The sequence below is a fragment of the Aestuariivita sp. genome (assembly GCF_021404545.1).
GTDB lineage: Bacteria > Pseudomonadota > Alphaproteobacteria > Rhodobacterales > Rhodobacteraceae > Aestuariivita.
The window spans coordinates 119,189-140,992 of sequence record NZ_JAAWWD010000034.1 but is presented as its reverse complement, the minus strand read 5'-3'; the positions used below and the strand labels follow the sequence as shown (position 1 = coordinate 140,992).

The window sequence follows — 21,804 nt, the reverse complement described above, 5'->3', positions numbered from 1 at the left end:
CGCGGAAATCGGCTGGAAACCTGGCGCGCGGAGCGAGCATCGGGAGTAAAAAGACGGCATATATCCCAATCAGATCAATCCGCCTCGAAACCCGAAGGCCTGTGTCATCCTACCTGCCCGGTATCCTTCGCGACCGATGAACTCGCAGATATTGGCGAAAGGCCAAGTCCTGACATTGGCAGTCCCGGGAACACGGAACTTCATGTCGTCGAAGATACCCTTGATGCGCGTGCGGTCCTGCGGCGCTGCCCAAAGGCCTCCGAGATCAGCACCAGACCTCCTCTCGATCGAGCATACTTCAGTGGTGCGCAAGCCATCGGCGGAGTGGCATTGCGTGTTTAGACCAAAACGTCCCGCTCGATCTGTTCGCCCACTCCAAATACCCGTTTGTACCTCTCGATCTCTGTGGCCGATCCCAATGCCTTGTTCGGGTTGTCCGACAGTTTGACCGTGGGTCGTCCATTGGCCGAGACGGCCTTGCACACCAATGAAAACGGAGCGAGGCGGTCATCCGGGGTCAACCCTCGGAAATCGTTCGTCAACAAAGTGCCCCAGCCGAAGCTGACCTTCACACGACCGGTAAACTGGGTGAAGAGTTCCAGGATTTTATCCACATCGAGGCCGTCGGAGAAGATCACCAGTTTCTCTCTGGGGTCTTCTCCCTGCTCCGTCCACCAGCGGATCGCCTCTTCGGCGCCCTCCGCGGGGTCGCCTGAATCGATGCGAATCCCGGTCCACTGGGTCAGCCAGTCGGGGGCATTCTTCAGAAAACCGGTCGTGCCATAGGTGTCGGGCAGGATGATGCGGAGATTTCCCTCATGCTCCTCATGCCAGTCGCTGAGCACGTCATAGGGCGCCCGGGCAAGGGCTGCGTCGGTTTCGGCAAGGGCCGCATAAACCATCGGCAATTCATGCGCGTTGGTGCCGATCGCCTCAAGATCGCGGTTCTTTGCGATCAGGCAGTTCGATGTGCCGACAAAGCTGTCGCCAAGCCCTTCGACCATCGCCTGCACACACCAGTCTTGCCAGAGGAAAGAATGGCGGCGGCGGGTCCCGAAATCTGCGATGCGCAGGTCAGGTTGGACGCGCAGGCGCTGGATCTTGCCCCAGAGTTGCGTCATTGCACGGGCATAGAGCACCTGAAGCTCAAACCGGGCCATATCGTGGAGAACGGCGCGGCCGCGCAGTTCCATCAAGATGGCAAGCGCCGGGATTTCCCACAGCATGACCTCGGGCCAGGATCCTTCAAAGGTCAACTCATACTGATCACCGACACGCTCCAGATAATAGGGGGGCAGGCGCAGCCCTTCGAACCATTCCATGAAGTCGGGCCGGAACATCTGGCGTTTGCCGTAAAACGTGTTTCCGCGGAGCCATGTGCTTTCCCCTCGGGTCAGCGAGAGGGTGCGGATATGGTCGAGCTGTTCGCGCAGTTCCCCCTCGTCGATGAGTTGGGCAAGCGGGATGTGGCTGGACCGGTTGATGAGGGAAAAGGTGACCTGCGTGTCGCGGCGGTTTCGGAAAACCGACTGGCACATCAGTAGCTTATAGAAATCCGTGTCGATCAGGGATCGGACAATCGGGTCGATCTTCCATTTGTGGTTCCAGACCCGGGTGGCGATATCCATGCGGCCCCTCCTGCATTGCGGGCCATGTCGTGATACGCTACGCGTGAGGGGGACGCCAAGGCGAAAATACCCGGTGTCAGGCGCGGAGCCCGTCCGGCCTGCGATCCGGGCCGTGTCGGGCGAGATGCTCCAGGATTTCACGCCGCCGCACGGGCTTTGAGAGAAACCCGTCCATGCCCGCTGCAAGGCATGCCGCCCGGTCCTTGGCAAAGGCGCTGGCTGTCAGTGCGATGATCACCGGTTGCGGCCCGTCCGAGGCCCGGATGCGGCGTGCCGCCTCTATCCCGTCCATAACCGGCATCGACATGTCCATAAATACCACGTCAGGGGCAAATTCCCGGGTTATCCAGAGCGCCTCCTCCCCTGTTTCGGCAAACCGCAGCTCGATCTCGGCTTTGTCGAGATATCTCTCGATCACGATGCGGTTCACCCGGTTGTCTTCGGCCACCAACACCCGCAGGCCCCTGATCTGCTTCAGCAAATTGGTCTCGTCGGGTGGCGAGGCTTCTCGAGCGGCCCCTCCGGTTGACCGGCGCAGCACCAAGGATACGGTAAAACACGACCCCGAACCATATTCAGAGGTGACGCCGATATCGCCGCCCATCGCTTCGGCGAGGCGTTTTGAGATGGTCAGGCCCAGCCCGGTTCCGCCAAAGCGGCGGGTGGTGCTCTGCTCCGCCTGTGCGAACCGATCAAATACCGAACCAAGGTTTTCCGGTGCAATACCAACACCGGTATCCTGTATCTCGACCACCATCAGATAATCGTCGCCCTTGTTGTGCAGCCTCACGTGGACCGAAACAGAACCTTTTTCAGTAAACTTGACAGCGTTTCCGACCAGGTTGATCAGGATCTGGCGCAGGCGCACATCGTCGGCAAACACCTGCTGGGGCAGCCCGTCCGGCAGGTCCAGGCGCAAGGCGATCCCTTTCGCCTTGGCCTGGGGGCGCAAGAGTTCAACGGTGCTGGTCAGGCATGCGGCAAGATCGAAATCCACCGGAGCCAGCGACATTTTCTGCGCGTCCAGTTTCGACAGGTCAAGAACATCATTGATCACCGCCAAGAGCCCCTGTGCCGAGTCGCGGATGGTTTCAGCATAAAGCGTCTGGTCCGGCGTCAGATCCGTGTCGGTCAACAGATCCGACATGCCGATGATCCCGTTCATCGGGGTGCGAATCTCATGGCTCATGGTGGCCAGAAACTCCGCCTTGGCGCGCGCACTGGCTTCGCTGGCGCGTTTGGCCGCCAAAAGTTCGGCCTCATGTCTCTTGGCGCGGGTGATGTCACGATCAACGGACACGATGGTTTCCACCTGACCATCGGCATTTCGGACCGGGACACGGTTGGCGTCGATCCAATACGCGTGCCCCTCCTTGTGACGCAGTTGCAACTCGCGGCGGTGGGGAATGCCCGCCCGGCCCAATTGCACCATCTCGTCGACGACGGCGGCATCGGTTCCATCGAACTGTAACACACTGCGCAAAGTCCGCCCCTTGATCTCTTGCCAGCGATAACCGGACACACGCGTGAACGCCTCATTCACATAACTGACGCGACCTTCGGAATCGCTGAGAATGACGATGTCGTTGGCATGCCGCGCGACCAAAGACAGTAACTTCAGGTGCCGCTCTTGTTTCAACAATTGCTCATTGGCGCGGGCCAGCTCCATCCCGGTTTGAGTGACATCCAGGGTGTTGTCCCGGTTCGTGCCAAAGCTCTTGTTCACGAAATGGAGGAATGCGGCTGCCATATAGACAAGCATTGTCGCCCCACCGAGGTTCAGCGCGAAGGCCGGAGTGATTTGCTGGTACACGACGATTTCGCTGATCAAGAGCGTCACAAGGGTCAGTGCGTAGACGACCAACCTGACCACGGCGGCGGCACGGTGATAGGGCAGCACGAGACCTGCATTGATCGCCGTGCCCAACAAAAACGAGAGTGCAAAGAGAGGCGCGGAATGGCTCACCGGGCCGAACCATGCGATTGCCACACAGATCGCGATGGTCAGGCCCTGAAACGCCCCGGTCATGGTGCTGATGAGATAGGCCTGTCTTAAAGGCGCCGATTTGCGCAGGCGGCGCACCATGTGGCGCAGATAGAGGCAATCCACTGCCTCTCCCAGACAGGCCAGACCAAAGGCTGTCAACGCATAGACAGGCCCATCGGCCAGCCACAGCACAGCGGCGCCCAGCAGCGTCATGATCTGGCGCATCCAGACATGCGAGGTTCGCCCGCGCGCATAACGGATCAGCAATTCCTTTTGACTGTACTTGGCCCGCGCCCGGTCCAGTGCGGACAGGCGCAGCGCGGGGTCCTGAACGCTCACGTCGTGCCCTCACCCTATCTTTGAGCGACAGGATGCAGCGCGACCTCTTAAGATTGGGAAAATGCGCCCTGGATCAGGTCAGCCGCACGCCGAGCTCGGCCATGCCCTGGCGCGCTGCAGCCAGCGAACCATCCAGATCAATCGCGCGGCACAGATTCTCGCGCACGGTCACTGAAAACCCAAGCCTGGCGGCGTCCACCGCCGAGTAGTTCACGCAGAAATCCGTCGCCAGACCGACAAGCGTGAGATCGGTCAGACCGCGTGTGCGCAGGTACCCCTCCAGCCCGGTTGGTGTCGTCTGGTCATTCTCGAAGAATGCGGAGTAACTGTCGATGTCCGGGTCAAAGCCCTTGCGAATGATCAGGTCCGCGCGCGTCGTCGCGAGATCGGGGTGAAAGGCGGCCCCGTCGGTGCCCTGAACACAGTGGTCTGGCCATAGAACCTGGGGCCCATAAGGCATCTCGGTCATCTCGTAGGCTGTTCTACCGGCATGCGCAGAAGCAAAGGAAGAATGGCCCGCCGGGTGCCAGTCCTGGGTCAGGATCACGGCATCGAACGCCTCCATCAGCGCATTGATACCGGGCAAGATGGCGTCCCCGTCGGCCACGGCGAGCGCGCCACCGGGGCAGAAATCGTTTTGCACGTCGATCACGATCAGGGCTTGAGTCATGGCGCGCTCCTTAACAGCGTCTCAAGGGGTAGGCGCGTGGCGCGCGCACGTCAATGCGGGGTCTTGCCTGAAACGCGGTCGCGGCGTATTTGCCCGGTATGTACCGGATCGCCGCCCTTTATCATTTCACCAGGTTTGACGACCCCGAGGCGCTCAAGGCCCCTTTGGCCAGGCTCTGCTGTGGCGTGGGGGTCAAGGGCACACTTCTGCTGGCCGGGGAAGGGATCAACGGAACCATCGCAGGATTACCCGATGCGATCGGCACGGTTCTGGACCATATCCGCTCTCTGCCGGGCTGCGCGGGCCTGGAGTGGAAAGAGAGCTGGTCCGCCGATCCGCCCTTTGCCCGGATGAAAGTTCGCCTGAAACGCGAGATCGTGACGATGGGCCAGCCCGATGTAGACCCGCGCGCCCGCACCGGTCACTATGTCGAGCCTGCGGAATGGAACGCGCTGATCCGCGACCCGGACGTTGCGGTGATCGACACCCGCAATGACTATGAGGTCGCCATCGGCAGCTTTGAGGGGGCGATTGATCCCAAGACAGACAGCTTTCGCGACTTTCCCGCCTGGTGGGAGGCCAACAAAGACCGCTTTCACAACCGGAAGATCGCGATGTTCTGCACCGGAGGGATACGGTGTGAGAAATCGACAAATTTCCTGTTGGGGCAGGGGGTTGAAGAGGTCTATCACCTCAAGGGTGGCATTCTGAAATACCTTGAAGAGGTGCCTGAGGATAAGAGCACCTGGCAGGGCGCCTGTTTTGTCTTCGACAACCGAGTGAGCGTGGGTCACGGGCTGCGCGAGGGGCCGCACCTGCTGTGCCATGGCTGCCGGAGGCCGATCCTGCCCGAGGATACGGAGCGCCCGAGCTATGAGCCGGGGGTGTCGTGCCATCATTGCATCGACGAGACCAGCGCCCAGGACAAAGCGCGATTTCGCGAGCGGCAAAAGCAGATCGGTCTTGCGCGTGCGCGCGGGGATGCCCATCTGGCCGGACAGCCGTAGGGCGGGACTTGTCCCGCCTCCCCTGGTGCCGGCGGGACAAGTCCCGCCCTACGCCGCCACCGATCTGACATCCCTTGGTTGCCCGCGCATCAAAAGCCAGATCATGATCGCGATATTCAGCCCGTTCCAGGCGATACCGTTGATGAACGCCATCTGATAACTGCCGGTAACATCATAGATCCAGCCCGACATCCAGCCGCCAAGTGCCATGCCGAGGATGGTCATCATCATCACAAACCCGACGCGCTGACCGGCCTCTTTCGCGGGCATGTATTCGCGTACCACCAGCGCATAGGAGGGCACGATCCCGCCTTGCGCCAGCCCGAACAACAGGCTGATCACGTAGAGCGGCACCAACCCATCCCAAGGCAGGAACAGAAAAAGCGCAATGCATTGCAGAACAGAGCCCACAAGCAATGTCATCACCCCGCCCAGCTTATCCGCCACAAGCCCGGAGATCACCCGGCTGACCACGCCACCCAGAAGCATGAGCGAGAGCATCTCGGCCCCCACGGCGGGCCCATATCCCAGACCAACGCAATAGGCCACGATATGCACCTGCGGCATCGCCATTGCCACGCAACAGCCAATGCCCGCCAGACCCAGCAGATATTGCAGTGTCCGCGGGCTCAGCCCCACGGTCCGGGCGCGCAGGGCCGAGGCCGCCTCGGCCAGGCCATGCGCGGCCTCCGGCACCCGACGGCGCAGCAAGAACGACAATGGCACAATCACCACGACGCAGATCACAGCCAGCGCCAGATAGACCTGACGCCAGCCGCTATCGGCCAACATATCGGCCAGCACGGTGGGCCAGATCGCACCCGATAGGTAGTTGCCGCTGGCCACCAGCGCCACAGCGATACCGCGCCGCCTGAGAAACCAATGAGAGATATCGGCAATAAGCGGGCCAAACCCGACCGCAGTGCCAAGGCCCAGCAAGAGATGGGTCAGCGACAGTGTCAGCATGGACGGCGCGTAGGTCGACAGGACAAACCCCGCCGCGATGACAATGGCGGCTCCGTTCAAGGCGCGCGTGACGCCAAATCGATCCACCAGCCTCCCAAGCACAACATTGCCCAGCCCAAAGCCGATCATGGTCAGCGTGTATGGCATGGAGGCGGCTGCCCGTGTCGCGCCGAACTCAGCCTCGACCGCTGGCATGATCACGATAATCGCCCACATCCCGACATTGGCCACCATGCCGATGGCCAGCGTGATCAGCAACCGGACCCAGGAATATCCGCTATCGTGAATGGCATGACCCATGAGCGCGACGCTAGGCCGGATCGGCGCCGGTGCATAGCGCCAGATTCAGAAGCTTTCGACCCATGGGCGCAATTCGATCTCCCAGGCCCATGCAGAGCGATGCTGATCCAGAAAATGTATGTAGCTATCGGCAATCGCATCGGGATCCAGACGGGCACTTTGCGCATTTTCCATTGGCGTGCTGGCGATACCGCCGTCGATCACGAAATGCCCGATATGAATGCCCTGCGGATGCAACTCGCCCGCCAATGACTGGCACAGGCCACGCAGCGCGAACTTGCCCATCGCAAAAACCGAGGACTTCGTAAATCCCTTCACCCCCGCCGATGCACCGGTAAAGAGCATCGCGCCTGCCCCCACGGGCAGCATCCGCTGCGCCGCATGCTGGGCCATCAGGAACGCGCCATAGGCGGACACCAGAAGGGCGGCCTCGACGCCTTGGGCTCCATATCCTGACGGGCGCGCGCATCGCAATTAACCAGAACCGCGCCTGTCTCATCCGTCAAATCGCCCAGATCCGAGGTATCGCGCGTCGCCAGCACCAGATCATGGCCCCGCGCTGCCAGTTTGCGCGCGACAGAGGCCGACAGCCCAATGCCGGCCCCGACGATCAATGCCGTGCTCATGTATCGGTCCTCGGTGGATTGCGCAGCATCTGGCCGATCATCTGGCCCAACTGCCCCGATCCCCGCTGATACAGCGCGCCGTCGACCGAGATCACCTGCCCTGACACGTAACTCGCCAGTTCAGAGCCCAGAAAAAGGCAGGCATTGGCAACATCCTGAGTATTGCCCAACCGGCCCTGAGGGATATTGCGCCGCACCATCTCCAAGGCCTTTTCAGTGGGTGCCAGGCGCCGCGCCCCTTCGGTATCGGCGATATAGCCTGGAACAACCGAGTTGATGCGGATGCCTTCGGGCGACCATTCCAGCGACAATGTTCGGGTAATCATATCCACACCTGCCTTTGCAGCGCAGACATGGGCCTGCCCTTCATAGGGCAAAAAGGCCTGCGGAGCGGAGATGTTGATGACACTGGCGCCGGGTCGGCGCAGGAATGGGTAGGCGGCCTTCATCACATGGATCGTTCCCATCAGGTCGATGTCGATCACGGTCTTGAAGGCATTCACCGACATATCCGCTGCCAGGGCCGGAAAGTTCCCGGCAGCCCCTGAGATCAGGACATCGAACGCCCCAAATGCCGCCTGAATCGCGGCCAACCCTGCGGCAACCGCTTCGGGATCGCGCACATCAAAGGCCAGACCCATCGCCTTTTCCGCGCCTGCGGCGGTCAGGGCCGCGACGGTGTCATCGACCTTGTCCTGCGATCTGCTGGCAACGGCAACGCGGGCCCCCGCCCGCGCAAAACGCTCCGCGATGCCCCGGTTGATACCGCTGGTGCCGCCAATCACGACAACGGTTTTGTCACTGAAATCAAGTGTGATGGTCATGGCTCTGATCCTCCCTGTTTCCCACTAGATAGCGGAATTGGGTGGCCCCGACAGCCGAAGTTTGCGATGCACTGTCACAGAGGGCTATTCCGGCCCGGACACAGGATGGATGACAGAACTCCGATTTTCACCTCAGTTGCGAACGCATATCGCGTCACAGCTCTCCGGGTTTGACCGGCAGACCACCAATCGGGAGGATCTGCGCAAGGCCGCCGTGGCGGTTGTGATCGCACCATGCGCTCAGAGCACAGAGGCCAGCGTTCTCGTGACGATGCGCCCCGAGATGCTGAACCGCCATGGTGGGCAATACGCCCTGCCCGGCGGGCGGCTGGATGCCGGGGAAACCGATGTGCAGGCCGCCCTTCGCGAGTTGGACGAAGAGCTGGGGCTGCGCGTGGCCGAGAAAGATGTACTGGGCGCATTGGACGATTTCCCAACCCGCTCAGGCTTTCGCATCGCCCCCTTGGTAATGTGGGTCGATGATCTGTCGCATATGCGCCCGGACCCTGGCGAAGTTGCCTCGGTCCATCATTTGACCTTTTCCGAGCTGAGCAGCCCCGACATCCCCCGGCTGACCGAGAATGATGTCGGCGATCATCCGGTGCTGTCAGCGTATTTCCCGAGCTTGGGCCATCATATCTATGCGCCGACAGCGGCGATCCTTTATCAATTTCGCCAGTTGGCCATCCGGGGAGAGATCACTCGCGCCGCACATTTCGAACAGCCCGCCTTTGCCTGGAAGTAGGGCGGCACATCGGCTCTAGTCAGCCTGCGCTGACCGGGGCCAAGAGGTCAGGCCGCACTACACCCGTTTGCCCCGCCATAGGATGAATAGGCCCGAGACCACGACTATGGCGCAGCCTAGGATCATCACCGGATCCAGCCTCTCGCCAAACAGCAAAACACCCAGCCCCACGCCGAACAGCAGCCGCGTGTACCTGAAAGGTGTGACAAAGGACACCTCACCTGTCCGCATCGCGCGCATAAGCGAGGCATAGGCCAAAGCGCCCATGACGACTGCGCCCGCCATGTACAGAGAGGTCGCGGTATCCAGCCAGGCAAATGCCTGCCGATCCCAAAGCGAGAAAAACACCCCCGCCGCGAAGATCGTCGCAAACCCCCAAAAGCCCAGAACCGCGGTGCTCACCGAAACAGGAGCGGCCCGGCTGGCCAGATCGCGCCCGGCAAATCCAAGCATTCCAGCGACAGCCAGGAGCGAGAGCGCCGAAAACCCCTCCGTCCCTGGACGCAGGATGATCAGCACGCCGATCAACCCCAAACCGATCGCCAGCCATCGCCGCCACCCAACCCGCTCGCCAAAAACCACCACAGCCCCCAGAACGACCACGATGGGTGTCGCCTGCAAGATCGCGGTGGCCGACGATAGCGGTGTCAGCGCCAACGCAAGGGTATAGAAAAGCCGTCCGATCAGCTCAAAGAACACGCGGACGCGCATCGGACGCGACAGCGCATCGCGGCTCAGAAGCGGTCCTTTTTGCCACCAGGCCAGCACAGCGAACACCGCCATGCCGCCCAGACCAAAGAGGATCAGAACCTGCCCCACCGGCAGATGTACCGAGGCTGCCTTGATAAACGTGTCCTCGACCGCAAAACCTGCCATCGCGCAGACCATCCACAGGCTGCCGATCAGATTGGACCGCCGATCAGATCCACCACCCGTCATGGCACCCCTGCTTCTTCTGGCTTTAAATATTCCCGGGGGAGGCGAAGCCGGGGGCAGAGCCCCCAGCTTGCGGCGGATCAAAAATCGAGGTTTTCGACACTCAGCGCATTTTTCTGGATGAACTCTCGTCGCGGCTCGACCACATCGCCCATCAGCTTGGTGAAAAGATCATCGGCTTCGGCCATGTCTTCCACCCGCACCTGCAAAAGCGTGCGCGCATCCGGGTCGAGCGTGGTCTCCCACAGCTGGTCCGGGTTCATCTCTCCCAGCCCCTTATAGCGCTGGAGCGACAGCCCCTTTTCGCCTTCATCCAGGATCGCCTGCAAGAGGCCAAGCGGACCATAGATCACCTGGCTCCGATCCTTGCGGTTCAGCGTGGCGGCCGTGCGATAGATCTCCTGCAGGCTTTGCGTGAAACTGCCCGTGCGGCGCGCCTCGCCCGACCGCAACATGGGTCCATCCAGGGTGCGCAACTCCTCCACGCCGCGCAGGATGCGGCTCAGACGGATGCCTTTGTCCTGGGTGATCCGGCCTTGCCAGCCCCGTTCATATTCCTCGGCGATCAGATCGAGCCGGGCCGAGACCTGATCGGCCACGCCTTGCAGATCGGCATCCACGGCGCCGGGGACGAACCCCCCCGCAATCGCCGTCTGTTCGAGGATGTGACGCGGGTAATGGGTGGGAAACGCATCAAGCACACGCTTGAGCTGGCGGGCCTCGTCCACCACCCGCACCAGATCCTGCCCCAGGATCTCTTCCCCCGACCCCAAACGCAGCACCGCACCATCGACGCCTTGGCCAATCAGGTAATCGTCCAGCGCCGCCTGATCCTTGAGATAGACCTCGGACTTGCCGCGCGCCACTTTGTAGAGCGGCGGCTGCGCGATATAGAGATAGCCCCCTTCGATCAATTCGGGCATCTGGCGGTAGAAAAAGGTCAATAGCAACGTCCGGATATGCGCACCGTCCACATCCGCGTCCGTCATGATGACGATCTTGTGGTAGCGCAGCTTGGAGATATCGAACTCATCGCGGCCAATGCCGGTGCCCAGCGCCATCACCAGGTTGCCGATCTCCTGGCTGCCCAGCATGCGGTCGAACCGGGCGCGCTCCACATTCAGGATCTTGCCACGCAAAGGCAGGATCGCCTGGGTGCGCCGGTCCCGGCCGGTCTGAGCGGAGCCTCCGGCACTGTCGCCCTCCACCAGGAAGACTTCGGACTTGGCCGGGTCCTTTTCGGCGCAATCTTTCAGCTTGCCTGCGAGGAAGTTTACATCCAGCGCCGTTTTGCGCCGGGTCAGCTCACGTGCCTTGCGCGCCGCCTCCCGCGCCAGAGCGGCCTCGATGATCTTGCCGACGATCTGGCGGGCCTCGGTCGGGTTCTCCTCAAACCATTCGCTCAGCTTTTCGCCGAGCAGCCCCTCAACCGCAGGCCGCACCTCGGAACTGACCAGCTTGTCCTTGGTCTGCGAGCTGAATTTCGGATCAGGCACTTTGACCGACAGCACGCAGGTCAGCCCTTCGCGTGCATCGTCGCCGGTGAAGTTCACCTTTTCCTTCTTGGCGATACCACTGTCCTGGGCGTATTTCTGGATCGTCCGGGTCAGCGCACCGCGAAAGCCCGCCAGGTGGGTGCCGCCGTCCCGCTGAGGGATATTATTGGTAAAAGGCAGGACATTCTCGTGATAGCTGTCATTCCACCAAAGCCCGGCCTCGATCCCGATATCGTCGCGCTCGCCGGTCACGAAAATCGGCTCGGGCATGACGCTGGATTTGTGCCGGTCGAGGTATTTGACGAATTCCCTGACCCCGCCTTCATAGAACAGCTCGGTCTTGAGCTGTTCAGCGGGCCGTTCATCCTCCAGAATGATGCGCACCCCGGAATTGAGGAAGGCAAGCTCGCGCAGGCGCCGCTCCAGCGTGCCGAAATCATAGTTGAGATCCGAGAACGTGTCGGTAGAGGCAAGAAAGCGTACCTCTGTGCCGGTGCGGCCAACGGCTTCGCCCACGACCTCCAGATGCTTGACGGTCTCGCCATGCTCGAACCGGGCGACATGCTCTTTGCCATCGCGCCAGATCCGCAGTTCCAGCCAGACGCTGAGCGCGTTGACCACCGACACGCCCACCCCGTGCAGCCCGCCTGAGACCTTGTAGGAGTTGCTGTCGAACTTGCCGCCCGCATGAAGCTGGGTCATGATCACTTCGGCCGCGGACACCCCCTCTTCCTCGTGGATGCCCACGGGAATGCCGCGGCCATTATCGCTGACCGAGACGCTGGAATCGGCATGGATTTTCACCAGCACATGATCGGCGTGACCGGCCAGCGCTTCGTCAATGCCGTTGTCGACGACCTCATAGACCATGTGGTGCAGGCCCGAGCCGTCATCGGTGTCCCCGATATACATGCCGGGACGTTTCCTGACCGCCTCCAAGCCCTTGAGAACCTTGATCGAATCGGCGCCGTACTCTTCTGGTGCCTGTGCCGCGTCTGACATCCGCGAAATCCTTTATTCTTTTGCCTGTTTTATACGATTTCTGGGGGGGGATGTCACGCGTTCCCCCCAGATTTTGTGTCATGTGACCGGGATGATCAGACCAACAACTATCAGCGCCCACCCGGCCCCCAGATTGATGCGTCTCAGCGCATGGGGCGAGCGCACAAGCTGCCGTGCCCGACCGACAAAAGACGCAAATGTCAGGTTGCCGATCAGCGGCACGATCACCGACAAACCGACGATCAACGCGATATCGACAGTGGTCACCTTCGAGAGGTCAAAGAACCCCGGCAGCACACCCATGTAAAACAGGATCGCCTTGGGATTGCCCAGGATCGCCACCATCCCGGCGGCAAATCCGGCCCACATGCCCGGGCGCGTCAGGCGGCTGTCATTGCTGATCGCCGCATCGGCATTACGGATCAAGAGCGCGCCCATGATGACGAACACAGCACAGGCAACCCAGCGCAGGATCGCCAGGGCCGCATCGACCTCCTGCACGATCCAGGCCACGCCAAGGATGGCGAGGACCGGCCAGACCACATCGCCCACCGACACGCCCAGCGCCAGCGGCCAAGCGGCATTGAACCCGCCCGAGACCGACCGCGCGATGAGCGCCAGCCAGACCGGACCGGGCGTCAGGAACAGGATCAGCAGCGCTCCCGAGTACAGCACCATGTCCCAGAGCGAGAGGGTCACGAGGGGTCAGCCGGTAAAGTCAGGCCGCCATCTTCGGTCAATGTCCAGAGCGGGTTCATCGCGACCTCCCAGACATGCCCGTCGGGATCTGCATAATAGCCGGAATACCCGCCCCAGAATGCATCCTCTGGGCGTTTGAGGGATGTCGCCCCAGCCGCAACCGCGGCATCGAACGCAGCATCGACCTGCGAGGGCGTGGCATAGTTCTGGGCAAGAGTGATCGCCCCGGTTCCCAGCTCCGCCTCTGGGCGCCGTTGATCCTCCGCCAGCGCCTTGCGACCGAACAGGCCAAGAACCTGGCCCTGCAACTGATAAAATACCACCGTCTCGGTCCGTATGGCGGGCGTCCAGCCCAGGGCGCCATAGAATGCGCAGGACCTGTCCAGATCCGCAACACCAAGGGTGACAAGGGTAATGCGTTGCGGCGTCATGAGCCATCCTCCATCTGAACCGAGGATGTCCCATCATGCTCGGTGACATGGATATATTGGGCCCGATCCCCCAACTCGGCAAAGAGTTCAGGACCCGTGCCGCTCATCCAGGCCTGCGCGCCCAGCGCGCAAATCTCATCATAAAGGGCCGCGCGGCGATCCGCGTCCAGATGGGCCGCGACCTCATCCAAAAGCAGAATGGGCGGCGCACCCAGCTGTGCCGCCAAGGCCCGGCCATTTGCCAGGATCAGCGAGACCAGCAACGCCTTCTGTTCTCCGGTCGAACACTCGCGTGCGGGCACACCCTTGGCGGCGTAAACGCCAAAAAGATCCGTGCGATGCGGCCCCACAAGGGTGCGCCCCGCCGCAATGTCGCGCAACCGCGTTTCGGCCAGCGCGCCGCGCAACTCCTCCTGGCTTGCGGGCATTTCTCCGTCGCTTTGGATCAGCTCAAGATCAGCGGTGGGAAAGGCGGTTTGTGCACTCGCCTGCGCCTGGGCCAGTTGCTCCAGCGCCGCACAGCGCGCGATGTGAATGCGATGGCCCGCTTGTGCCATTTGCCGCTCCAATGCGGCATACCAATGGGCATCCCGCATCTGGTCCTTCAACAGACGGTTCCGCTCCCGCATCGCCTTTTCATAGCTCAGCGTGGCATCCGCATGATCCGGAAAAAAGCTCAGCGTCATCCGATCCAGAAACCGCCGACGCCCCTCTGCCCCTTCGATCCAGAGCCGGTCCATCGCCGGGATCAGCCACAAGATGCGCATGATCCGGCCCAGCGCCAGCTGAGAGGCCGCCTTGCCGTCGATGCGCACCTGCCGGGCCGCGCCCGCTTCGGACCAGGTCTCCACCTCATGCGCATGGCCCAGCGACGTCACTTCACCCCGCAGCTTCCACCCAAGCGCCTCGGGTTTGCGGGCCATCTCTTCCGCGCTGGCCCGGCGCAGGCCCCGCCCGGGCGAAAGCAGCGACACCGCTTCCAGAACATTGGTCTTGCCCGCGCCATTTGGCCCATGGATCGCCACGGGCCTCCCGTCCACGACAAGGCGCGCCAGCTTGTGAGATCGAAAATGCGACAGGGTTAGCGCGGTCAATGCCAACACAGCGCCACCCTCTGCTTCTTCTGGCCCTCAAATATTCCCCGCCGGAGGCTCCGACAGGCGTTACACGCGCATTGGCATGACGACATAGACCGCACTTGTATCATTGCCTTCGCGCATCAGGGTGGGATCGCCGGCCGAGTTGAACATGAAGACCGCGTTTTCCCGGTCAACCTGGCTTGCGATCTCCAGAAGGTATTTCGCGTTGAACCCGATATCGAGCGCCTCGTCGCCATAGGCCACCGCCAATTCTTCCTCGGCGGCCCCGCTGTCGGGGGCGTTCACCGACAGGATCAGCCGGTCCTCGCCCAGTTGCAGCTTGACCGCGCGCGAACGTTCCGAGCTCACGGTGGCCACCCGGTCCACGGCCTGCGCGAATTCGGCGGCATCCACTTCCAGGCGGCGGGTGTTGTTCTGCGGGATAACGCGCGTGTAATCAGGGAAGGTGCCGTCGATTACCTTGGAGGTCAGGGTGATCTCGGGTGTCGCAAAACGCACCTTGGTTTCCGACACCGACACCGCGATCTTCATCTCGTCATCGTCGAGCAGTTTGCGCATTTCACCTACCGTCTTGCGCGGCACAATCACGCCAGGCATATCCGCGGCGCCCTCGGGCAGATCGGCGTCTATCCGGGCCAGACGGTGCCCGTCGGTCGCCACGCAGCGCAACACTTTGCCACCCTCGGCATCCGAAACATGCATGTAGACACCATTGAGGTAATACCGCGTCTCTTCCGTGGATATCGCGAATTTCGATTTGTCGAACAAACGTCGAAGCATTGGCGCGGGGGCAGAGAAATTCGATTGATATTCCGAGGACGCCATGACCGGAAAATCCTCTTTCGGTAGCGTCGCCAATGAGAAATTCGAGCGGCCCGCATCTACCGTCAACCGGCCAGCCGCGGTATCAGCGGTCAATGTCACAAGCGCCCCGTCGGGCAGCTTGCGCACGATTTCGTGCAAGGTTGTGGCAGCCACCGTCGTCGCGCCCGCACGTTCAACCTGAGCAGGTGCTTTGTCGACAACCTCGATATCCAGATCGGTTGCGCGGAACTGAACCGTATCGCCCTCGGCCTCGATCAGCACATTGGCAAGGATCGGGATCGTATTGCGGCGTTCGACCACCGATTGTGCCTGGGACACCGCCTTGAGAAGCGCGCCGCGTTCAATGCTGAGTTTCATAGACCATCCCCATGTCATACGCCGGGACAGGCAAGGTACTGTTTTACCGCCGCCGCACAAGCGTTTTTGTCTCGTTGTGTGAGGTTGTCCGCCGGAACGGCGGGATGGTCAAGTGTTGCGCGCTCCAGATGAGCCCGAGCACTTATGCAATGTCCGCTGGCGTGGCGCGCCGATCACAGCTTTGGCGGAGGGCGATCGCCAATGACATCGCCCGCGTGGCGCCGCCGCGCCAAAGGCGCAAACCGCGCAATCGGCGGGGTGTTCGAGTTGATCGATCAGGCCCAGATAGCGGATCAGCATTTCCGGCCTTGTATCCGTTGCCTTCAGGTAAGACCCAACAACCAGCAACAGTCGCGAGGGCAGGGGCCGCGAGGACAACCGGCTCAGGACGCCAGCGCTTGCCGCAGGCTTGTGTTCAGCTTCTCGACCAGCTCGCCAATCTCATCGTCCGAGATAATGAACGGCGGAGCCAAAAGCACGTGATCACCTGTCTTGCCATCTATTGTCCCGCCGGCGGGATAACAGATCAGACCATTGGTGAGCGCGGCCTCCTTGATCTTTGCATTCAGCTTTCTGGCCGGATCGAAGGGGCGTTTGCTTTTGCGATCCTCGACCAGTTCGATGGCGCGAAACAACCCGCGCCCGCGTATATCACCCACATGAGGATGCTGCCCAAACGCTGCGCCCAACGCTGCGTTCAGCGTGTCGCCCTGATGCCGCACCCGTTCGATCAGGCCGCGCGACAGGATCGCATCGACGACGGCCCGGCCCGCCGCCGCGGCCAGCGGATGCCCGTGATACGTGTGCCCATGCTGAAAGCTTCCCGATCCATCGGCAATCGCCTGATAGATCTTGCCTGAGCACAGCATCGCTCCGATCGGGGCGTAGCCCGCACCAAGGCCCTTTGCGATGGTCACGATGTCGGGCGCGATGCCGTCGTGTTCGCAGGCGAACAGATGCCCCGTGCGCCCCATACCGCACATCACCTCGTCAAGGATCAGCAGGATCCCATGCCGGTCGCAAATCTCGCGAATACGCTTGAAATACCCTTCGACCGCAGGAACCGCCCCGGCCGTCGCACCGACAACCGGTTCGGCGATAAAGGCCATCACCGTGCCGGGGCCCAATCTGTGAAGCTTGTCTTCCAGTTCATTGGCGGCGCGCTGACCATAGGCCCACGAGGCCTCGCCCTCCGCACGCTCATGGTACTCAAAGCATGGGGCGATATGCGTCGTCTCGACCAAGAGCGGCGCGTATTTCTCACGCCGCCACGCATTTCCGCCCGCCGCAAGCGCGCCAAGCGTGTTGCCATGATAGCTTTGGCGCCGGGCAATCACGCGGTGGCGCTGCGGTTCCCCGACCTCAAGGTAATACTGTCGCGCCAGTTTGAGTGCGGCCTCAACCGCTTCGGAACCGCCCGACAGAAGATAGACCTTTTCAATCCCATTGGGCGCATGCGCCACAAGCAGATCGGCTAGCCCCTCTGCCGCGTCCGATGTGAAGAACCCGGTATGGGCAAAGGCCAGTTGATCAAGCTGGTCATGAACCGCCGCCCTCACATCGGGATCGGAATGCCCAAGACAGGACACGGCGGCCCCGCCTGATCCATCCAGATAGGCCCGCCCCTCGGCATCGTAGATGTAACAGCCCTCACCGCGCACTGCGGTGGCGCGTGTTGCCATCCCACGCCCCAAAAGACGGCTCATCCCGGTTCAGTCTCCTCGGACCACGAAAACGGATTGTTTGGCATGCCGCACCACGCGGGCCGCGTTGGGGCCAAGCAGATAGTCGGTGAGTTCCGGCGTGTGCGACCCGATCACAATCGCATCGACATTCAGCTTATCCGCGGCGCGCATGATCTCTTCGTAGACGCGGCCATGGGTGACATGGGGATGCACCTCCACACCATCTGGGATGTTGGCGTTGACCCAGGCGCTGAGCTCTTCGCCGACACGGTGCAGCGCTTGTTTCTCGAATTCCTTGTCAAAGAAACTGCCGACAACGGACATCCCGAAATCGGGGACGACCGTGACCACATGCAACACGATGCCTTCAGGCTGGGCCAACCGAAGCGCGGCGGGAAGCGCTTTGGACCAGCTGTCCTTGGTGCCCAAATCAATCGGCAGGAGGATGGTCTTGAACATGGCTGCTCTCCTCAAAAGGCGGGTTTGGTCTGACGACGGCGCTGAAGGACGATCACAAGCCCCAAAAGCAGCAGTGCCGGGAGATAGAAGATCTGTTCCGGCAAACGCTCCTGGGCCATCTGGACTGCGGCCAGCGTCACGGGATTGTCCGCGTAAAAGTCAAAGTCAATCAGCGCCTCGGCGGTCTCGGACCCGAACATGGGCTCATCAAGCCTCACGACATCGCCTTCGGGCAACAGCAACAGCCCGGTATTGCCCAACCGATCCGCGGCGCTGGCGCCTTCGGCGTAGACAACCAGCGTCGTCTCGGCCACCTCGCCGGTGTTGAAGTCGGGTCCACGGATCAGCAGGCGCAATTGCTCGCCCTCCGACACGTCCCCGAGCGCCTGTTCAAACTGGGTCGGCGGCACCGTCTTGAACGGGTCCTGCACCATGTTCAGCCAGACATTCGGCACAAAAAGGGTAAAGGCCACCAACAGCAGCGCCGCGCTTTCATAGATGCGCGAACGTGCCAGGAAATAGCCCTGCGTGGCGGCCGCGAACAGCAACATTGCAAATGTCGCCACAATGAACACAAAGACCGCTTGTCCGATCCCTGCCCATGTCCCCAGATCCACCCCATAGAGGATCAGCGTCGGGTTAAAGATGAAAAGGAAGGGCAGCGCCACGGTTCTGAGGCTATAAAAGAACGCGGTGAACCCGGTCTTGATCGGGTCGCCGCCCGAGACGGCCGCGGCTGCGAAACTTGCCAGACCCACCGGTGGCGTCACATCCGCCATGATCCCGAAGTAGAACACAAAGAGATGCGCCGCGATCAACGGAACGATCAACCCTTCCTGAGCACCAAGCGACACCACGACCGACGCCATCAGCGAGGACACCACGATATAGTTGGCGGTCGTCGGCAGCCCCATTCCCAGGATCAGCGAAAAGAGACCGATCAGAACCAGCATGACAAACAGGTAGCCGCCAGACAGCATTTCAACGAGGCCCGCCAGTTCAGTGCCGATCGGGGTGCGGGTTACTGTGGCGACGATGATGCCCGCCGCCGCCGTTGCAACGCCGATACCGATCATGTTGCGCGCCCCTGCAATCAAACCTGCGATCAGATCATCGAAGCCGCCTTTAAACTCGTCCATCATCTGTGCCGCCTGTCCGCGGAAGAACGCCTTGAGCGGGCGTTGCGTCATGATGATCCCGATCATCAAGGCGGTGGCGAAAAACGCCGAACGGGCGGGGCTTTGACGTTCCACCATCAGAAACCAGACCAAGACCACGATAGGCAGAATGTAATGTAGGCCAGTTGCATAGATATCCTTGACCTGCGGCAGCTTGATTTCTTTGGCGTTGGGATCGTCCACTTCCAGGTCGGGCTTGCGGGCCGCGATGGCCACCAGCCAGACATAGACTGCCGCCAGCAGCGCCATCATGATCGGTCCGGTCAGGCTGGGCACCGCCGCGCGCAGACCGGCTACGCCATAGATCAGCACGGTAAATCCGATACCAGCCACAATGAAGCCGATCAGGAACTTCAGAAACATCCCGGTAAAGCTCTTGGCTTCACCCAAAGCGGGCATGTCTTTCTTGAGCGCCTCAAGATGCACGATGTAGATCAACGCGATGTAGGAGATCACCGCCGGGATAAAGGCGTGCTTGATCACCTCGACATAGGAAATTCCGATGAACTCGACCATCAGGAACGCCGCGGCCCCCATCACCGGCGGCATGATCTGGCCATTGACGGAACTGGCGACCTCGACCGATCCCGCCTGTTCGCGGGTAAAGCCCACCCGCTTCATCAGCGGGATAGTGAAGGTGCCGGTGGTGACAACATTCGCGATAGATGAGCCCGAGATCAGACCTGTCATGGCCGAACCAACCACAGCCGCCTTGGCCGGACCGCCCCGCAGATGGCCCAGTCCGGCAAAGGCGAGCTTGATAAAGTAATTGCCCGCACCTGCCTTATCCAGAAGCGAGCCGAACAGGACAAAAAGGAACACGAACGCCGTCGACACCCCCAGCGGGATGCCGAAAACGCCCCCGGTATCGAGCCATTGCGCATTGATGAGCGCAGTAAAGGAGAGCCCCTCGTGCTCGATCAGATCGGGGATCAGCCAGCCCGTGCCCATATAGGCATAAAGCAGAAAGATTGAGCCGACGATGGTCAGCGCCGGTCCCAGGGCGCGACGGCTCGCCTCGAGGAGGATCGCAAGACCGACCGCGCCGATGATCACCTGTGTCTGGGTCGGAAGGCCGGAACGTGCCGTCAGCGCCAGCGTGTCGGAGAACAGGAAGATGTAGAACGCGCAGAAACCACCGACCAGCATCAGCGCCCAATCGGTCAGCGGAATACGATCCCGCGGAGAGTTCTTGAATGCTGGATAGGCCAGGAAGGCCAGAACGATGGCAAAGGTCAGGTGAATGGGCCGCGTCTCGGACGAATTCATCACTGGCAGGTATTGCGCAAACCACAGTTGCGGCTGCGCGATCCAGAGCTGGAACAGCGACCAGCCAAGCGCCAGCCCCGAGATCAAAAGCGCAAGCGACCGCTTCGACGGATCGCGCGCACCGCTATCGGTGCTGGCCACCAGATCCTGAAGTTCCTCGTCGGTAAACTGACGCCCTTCGCGTTTGTCGTCGTCCGCCATCACACCGTCCCCCATGTGCCTTTCAGACTGTTCCGGGCGCGATGTCCACCGCACCCGGATATGTTCTATCGGATCGCTATCGGTTCTAAGCCGATCAGTCGATCAGACCCGCTTCGCGGAAATACCGCTCGGCACCGGGGTGCAGAGGGGCCGACAGGCCGTCATTGGCCATTTGGGCCGCGTCCAGGTTCGCGAAGGCCGGGTGCAGGCTGCGGAATTGGTCGATGTTGTCGAAGACGGCCTTCACCACGACATAGACCACCTCTTCGGGCACATCGGCCGAAGTCACGAACGTGGCGCCCACGCCGAAGGTCACCACATCGCCGTCATTGCCGCGATACATACCACCGGGAATGGTTGCGGTGCGATAGAACGAGTTCTCGTCCACAAGCGATGTCACGGCGTCATTGGCCACGTTGACCAGCACTGAGTCACATGCGGTGGTGGCCTCCTGAATAGAGCCGGACGGGTGACCGACGGTATAGATCATCGCGTCGATGTTGTTGTCGCACAGCGCCTGGGACTGCTCGGCCGCCTGAAGCTCGGAGGCGACGGCGAAATCATCCATGGTCCAGCCCATTTCCGCCATCAGCACTTCCATCGTGCCGCGCTGGCCGGAGCCGGGGTTGCCAACATTCACGCGCTTGCCCTTGAGATCCTCGAAGTTCGAGATGCCCGCATCGGCGCGCGCCACGACGGTGAAAGGTTCGGGATGCACGGAAAAGACGGCGCGGAGGTTCTCCATCGGTCCCTGCTCTTCAAACCGGGACGACCCGTTGAATGCATGATACTGCCAATCCGACTGCGCGACGCCGAATTCCAGCTCTCCGCCCCGAATGGCGTTGATGTTGAACACCGACCCACCTGTCGATTCCACGCCACAGCGGATGCCATGGTCCGCACGGTCGCGGTTCACCAGGCGGCAGATCGCACCGCCGGTTGGATAGTAGACGCCCGTCACGCCACCGGTGCCGATTGCGATGAAGGTTTGTTGCGCAGAAGCCGCGGCTGCACCAAACGCCATTGTGGTCGCGACAAGCGCGCCAGCGAAGTACTTGTTCATGATGACACTCC

At 61.4% G+C, this 21,804-nt stretch carries 19 protein-coding genes; 2 read left to right on the top strand and 17 right to left on the bottom strand.

Annotated features, from left to right (window positions below):
• Positions 1-338 precede the first annotated feature (338 nt).
• From pncB to pncA, 3 genes are all read right to left on the bottom strand, one after another.
• On the bottom strand, positions 339-1,628 hold the full coding sequence (gene pncB, locus HEP69_RS10830) for a nicotinate phosphoribosyltransferase (RefSeq protein WP_290558540.1): 1,290 nt from the start codon (positions 1,626-1,628) through the stop codon (positions 339-341).
• 76 nt (positions 1,629-1,704) lie between these two features.
• Positions 1,705-3,954 (bottom strand): PAS domain-containing hybrid sensor histidine kinase/response regulator, encoded by a 2,250-nt coding sequence (locus tag HEP69_RS10825; protein ID WP_290558539.1) that lies wholly within the window; start codon positions 3,952-3,954, stop codon positions 1,705-1,707.
• Between the two features lie 73 nt (positions 3,955-4,027).
• A complete protein-coding gene (gene pncA, locus HEP69_RS10820; RefSeq protein WP_290558538.1) occupies positions 4,028-4,624 on the bottom strand; it encodes a bifunctional nicotinamidase/pyrazinamidase in 597 nt (198 codons plus the stop codon).
• A gap of 98 nt (positions 4,625-4,722) precedes the next feature.
• On the opposite strand from pncA, the gene HEP69_RS10815 reads away from it, so the two are divergent.
• Complete coding sequence (locus tag HEP69_RS10815; protein ID WP_290558537.1) at positions 4,723-5,631, top strand: rhodanese-related sulfurtransferase; 909 nt, start codon at positions 4,723-4,725, stop codon at positions 5,629-5,631.
• A 48-nt stretch (positions 5,632-5,679) separates the two neighbouring features.
• Here the strand turns inward: HEP69_RS10815 and HEP69_RS10810 are convergent, their stop codons facing one another.
• From HEP69_RS10810 to HEP69_RS10795, 4 genes are read right to left on the bottom strand one after another with little or no spacing between them, the layout of a single operon-like run.
• Positions 5,680-6,897 carry an MFS transporter gene (locus HEP69_RS10810; RefSeq protein WP_290558536.1) on the bottom strand — a complete coding sequence of 406 codons (1,218 nt, stop codon included), beginning with the start codon at positions 6,895-6,897 and terminating at the stop codon, positions 5,680-5,682.
• Between the two features lie 45 nt (positions 6,898-6,942).
• Positions 6,943-7,314 (bottom strand): SDR family NAD(P)-dependent oxidoreductase, encoded by a 372-nt coding sequence (locus tag HEP69_RS10805; RefSeq protein ID WP_290558535.1) that lies wholly within the window; start codon positions 7,312-7,314, stop codon positions 6,943-6,945.
• Entirely contained in the window at positions 7,290-7,523 is a 234-nt protein-coding gene (locus HEP69_RS10800) for a hypothetical protein (protein WP_290558534.1), read from the bottom strand. The genes HEP69_RS10805 and HEP69_RS10800 overlap by 25 nt, the downstream gene beginning before the upstream one ends.
• Positions 7,520-8,347, bottom strand: a complete 828-nt coding sequence (locus tag HEP69_RS10795; protein WP_290558533.1) for an SDR family oxidoreductase — start codon at positions 8,345-8,347, stop codon at positions 7,520-7,522. Before HEP69_RS10795 ends, HEP69_RS10800 begins: the two co-directional genes overlap by 4 nt.
• A gap of 109 nt (positions 8,348-8,456) precedes the next feature.
• On the opposite strand from HEP69_RS10795, the gene HEP69_RS10790 reads away from it, so the two are divergent.
• Complete coding sequence (locus HEP69_RS10790; protein ID WP_290558532.1) at positions 8,457-9,092, top strand: CoA pyrophosphatase; 636 nt, start codon at positions 8,457-8,459, stop codon at positions 9,090-9,092.
• A 57-nt stretch (positions 9,093-9,149) separates the two neighbouring features.
• On the opposite strand, the gene HEP69_RS10785 is transcribed toward HEP69_RS10790, so the two are convergent.
• The 10 genes from HEP69_RS10785 to HEP69_RS10740 form a co-directional block, all read right to left on the bottom strand.
• On the bottom strand, positions 9,150-10,031 hold the full coding sequence (locus tag HEP69_RS10785; protein WP_290558531.1) for a DMT family transporter: 882 nt from the start codon (positions 10,029-10,031) through the stop codon (positions 9,150-9,152).
• A 77-nt stretch (positions 10,032-10,108) separates the two neighbouring features.
• On the bottom strand, positions 10,109-12,526 hold the full coding sequence (gene gyrB, locus HEP69_RS10780; protein ID WP_290558530.1) for a DNA topoisomerase (ATP-hydrolyzing) subunit B: 2,418 nt from the start codon (positions 12,524-12,526) through the stop codon (positions 10,109-10,111).
• A 78-nt stretch (positions 12,527-12,604) separates the two neighbouring features.
• Complete coding sequence (locus HEP69_RS10775; RefSeq protein WP_290558529.1) at positions 12,605-13,225, bottom strand: LysE family translocator; 621 nt, start codon at positions 13,223-13,225, stop codon at positions 12,605-12,607.
• A complete protein-coding gene (locus HEP69_RS10770; RefSeq protein ID WP_290558528.1) occupies positions 13,222-13,656 on the bottom strand; it encodes a VOC family protein in 435 nt (144 codons plus the stop codon). Before HEP69_RS10770 ends, HEP69_RS10775 begins: the two co-directional genes overlap by 4 nt.
• Complete coding sequence (gene recF / locus HEP69_RS10765; RefSeq protein WP_290558527.1) at positions 13,653-14,759, bottom strand: DNA replication/repair protein RecF; 1,107 nt, start codon at positions 14,757-14,759, stop codon at positions 13,653-13,655. Before recF ends, HEP69_RS10770 begins: the two co-directional genes overlap by 4 nt.
• A gap of 60 nt (positions 14,760-14,819) precedes the next feature.
• On the bottom strand, positions 14,820-15,938 hold the full coding sequence (gene dnaN / locus HEP69_RS10760; RefSeq protein ID WP_290558526.1) for a DNA polymerase III subunit beta: 1,119 nt from the start codon (positions 15,936-15,938) through the stop codon (positions 14,820-14,822).
• 383 nt (positions 15,939-16,321) lie between these two features.
• Complete coding sequence (locus tag HEP69_RS10755; RefSeq protein ID WP_290558525.1) at positions 16,322-17,644, bottom strand: aspartate aminotransferase family protein; 1,323 nt, start codon at positions 17,642-17,644, stop codon at positions 16,322-16,324.
• Positions 17,645-17,650: 6 nt separating this feature from the next.
• Positions 17,651-18,082: a universal stress protein gene (locus HEP69_RS10750; RefSeq protein WP_290558524.1), complete on the bottom strand. Its 432-nt coding sequence runs from the start codon at positions 18,080-18,082 to the stop codon at positions 17,651-17,653.
• A gap of 11 nt (positions 18,083-18,093) precedes the next feature.
• Positions 18,094-20,730, bottom strand: coding sequence for a TRAP transporter permease (locus tag HEP69_RS10745; RefSeq protein WP_290558523.1), 2,637 nt, complete (start codon positions 20,728-20,730; stop codon positions 18,094-18,096).
• A 94-nt stretch (positions 20,731-20,824) separates the two neighbouring features.
• Positions 20,825-21,793, bottom strand: a complete 969-nt coding sequence (locus HEP69_RS10740; protein ID WP_290558522.1) for a TAXI family TRAP transporter solute-binding subunit — start codon at positions 21,791-21,793, stop codon at positions 20,825-20,827.
• Positions 21,794-21,804 lie beyond the last annotated feature (11 nt).